General features: G+C 73.8%; 2 protein-coding genes. Both read right to left on the reverse strand.

What is annotated here, in order from left to right; all coding sequences use genetic code 11:
- A partial coding sequence (locus tag DQW06_RS25345) for a cytochrome d ubiquinol oxidase subunit II (RefSeq protein WP_198662548.1) occupies positions 1-500 on the reverse strand: 500 nt, incomplete at its 3' end.
- A 19-nt stretch (positions 501-519) separates the two neighbouring features.
- A complete protein-coding gene (locus tag DQW06_RS25350) occupies positions 520-1,788 on the reverse strand; it encodes a cytochrome ubiquinol oxidase subunit I (RefSeq protein ID WP_117199443.1) in 1,269 nt (422 codons plus the stop codon).
- Positions 1,789-1,898: the final 110 nt, after the last annotated feature.

Raw genomic sequence — 1,898 nt, forward strand, 5'->3', positions numbered from 1 at the left:
TCGGCCCCGAAGGCCGCGCCGCGCAACGCGAACAGCGCCGTGACGGCGACCGCGCAGAGCGGCGTGAACGCGCTCGCGGTGAGGCCGCCCGCGAGCAGACCCGCCACCACCAGGCCCCACGCGGCGGCCAGGGCCCAACTGCCCCCGACGAGCGCGCAGTCGCAGACCAGCCGCCAGCGTTCGCCGTCCACGCGGGCGCGCAGCCACAGCCCCGCGTCGCGGACCAGCCATCCGGCCAGCAGGACGGCGAGCACGGGCCACAGTTCGGCGACCGCGTGGTGCTCCAGGGCGGGGAACAGGCCCGCCAGGACCCCGACCGCGGCGACCAGCCACACCTCCGAGGCCAGGAAGTAGGGGGCGATGGCGGCGACCACGCGGCGGCGCTGCTCGGGACCGCGCGCCAGGCGCGGCATCAGCATGCCCAGGCCGATGTCGGCACCGGCCAGGACGAGGTAGCCCACGACGAGCAGGGCGAGGAGTGCGGAGGAGAGGAGGTCCATGGCTTGCGGCCTTCCGGGCTCAGTACGTGTGGACGGGGACGGCGGACCCACCGGGCTCCGCGGGGCCCTCGGGCGGCTGCGTGCGCTGCTCCGCCAGCGGCCCGCCCTCGGGGCCGCGCCGCGCGTAGCGCACCAGGAGCCAGTAGGTGACGGCGGCCAGGGCCGCGAAGGCGGCTGTGAAGAAACCGAAGGAGGCCACGGCCGCGACCGGGGACAGGGGGGTCACCGCGTCGGCCGTGGTCAGGTGGTGCACGACCGTCCACGGCTGGCGGTTGGTCTCCCGGAACACCCAGCCGCCGACGCTGGCCAGGTAGGGCAGGAACGGCGTCACCACCAGCGGGGCGAGGAACCACCTCCAGCGGTCGAGACCGCCGAGGGGCCAGGCCAGCAGCATGAGGGGGCCCAGGAGGAACACCAGCGCCCACGACGTCATCATCACCAGGTCGCCGGCCGTGTTGGCCGCCTCCAGGAGGGGGCCGCCCGGGTGCGCCGCCTCGATCGCCGCGATCTCCTCGGCGGTGTAGGTCAGCCCGCTCGTGGGCGGGTCCTGGCCGAACAGCCCGAACTGCACCCCGCCGAAGGCCGCCACGGGTATCGGCACGACGCACAGGACCAGCGTCGCGTGGCGGATACCGCGCCGGAAGACGCCGTGCGCGTCGTCGCGACGGACGAGGTGGTAGGCGCTGGTCGCCGCGACGACCAGGGCGCCGACCAGCAGGGAACCGGTGACGATGTGACCGAAGGCCAGCACGGCCGCCGGGTTGGTCATCAGCGCGACGGGGTCGGTCAGGTGCGCCACCCCGTCGACCATCTCGAAGCCCACGGGGTTGCGCAGGAAGCCGTTGGAGACCAGCACCCACCACGCCGAGGCGTACGCCGTCGCGGTGACCACGGCGAAGCAGGCCAGGTGCGCCCACCGGCCCATGCGGTCCCACCCGAAGATCCACAAACCCAGGAACGTGGACTCGACGAAGAACGCGGTCATCGTCTCCAGCGCCAGCGGAGCGGCGAAGGTGTAGCCGAACATCCCGTGTAGGCCGCTCCAGTTCAGCGCGAGCTGGAGTTCCATCACCAGCCCGGACAGGACGCCCATCCCGTAGTTGACCAGGTACAGGCCGCCCCAGAACCGCACGGCGGTCGTCCGGGAGCGGTCGCCGCGCAGGGTGGCGACCAGCTGGGTGGCGAGGAGGTAGGGGGCCAGCCCGAGGGTCAGGGCCACGAACATGTAGTGGGTGGCGGCGGTCAGCGCGAACTGGAGCCGCGCCAGCAGGAGGGGGTCTTCGAGCATCGTCGGGCCTCGCGTTCGGCGGTGGGAACGCGGTCAAGCATCCGACTGGGGCGAGGGCGGGCGCATCGTCCCGGCGGGGGCTCCTCGCCGCCCCCTCCGAGGGTAGGGGC

It is taken from the genome of Nocardiopsis sp. TNDT3 (assembly GCF_003427465.1).
In the GTDB taxonomy this organism is placed as follows: Bacteria; Actinomycetota; Actinomycetes; order Streptosporangiales; family Streptosporangiaceae; genus Nocardiopsis; species Nocardiopsis dassonvillei.